This is a genomic window from Acinetobacter sp. AKBS16 (assembly GCF_002899995.1).
GTDB classification, from domain to species: Bacteria; Pseudomonadota; Gammaproteobacteria; order Pseudomonadales; family Moraxellaceae; genus Acinetobacter; species Acinetobacter baumannii.
Genome location: NZ_POYH01000098.1, coordinates 50,824 through 51,259 on the forward strand (window position 1 = coordinate 50,824; position 436 = coordinate 51,259).

Here is a 436-nt window from a genome sequence, read left to right on the forward strand (position 1 = left end):
TGCAGCCCATAAACCTGCAAAGCCAGAACCAGCAATAATAATACGCTTACTCATTGGATTATCCTTTTGATCGATTTTTCGGACAACACGTTCCAGCTCATCACAAAATTTAGGGTGAGCGAATCCATTCTCTGATTGTCCGAAAAAATCTGAGAAGGCGTTTAAAACGGATTAGGGATGTTTTACTTTAGTATTTGAGGCTTATTAGCTCATTAGTCGGGAGTATCCCGCGATATTTTACTTTTCCGCATTTTTGCTGTTCTTCCTTCAATGCGTTCATTGATCCAACCATTTACATCACTAAAAAATACGTCGGGGGCATAACGGCCAAAACGGTCTGCAATATCGCCAAGTGTATGAGCACCTAATGCTTCTCGCATAGCTTTTTCGGCTTGTAGCATGACAGCATGTACGGCACACACACCACTGGTTGCCC

1 pseudogene is annotated in these 436 nt (G+C 42.7%); it reads right to left on the bottom strand.

The features are described 5' to 3' along the window. Window positions 1-212 precede the first annotated feature (212 nt). Window positions 213-436: pseudogene (locus tag C1642_RS19880) on the bottom strand (Rrf2 family transcriptional regulator); the annotation flags it as partial.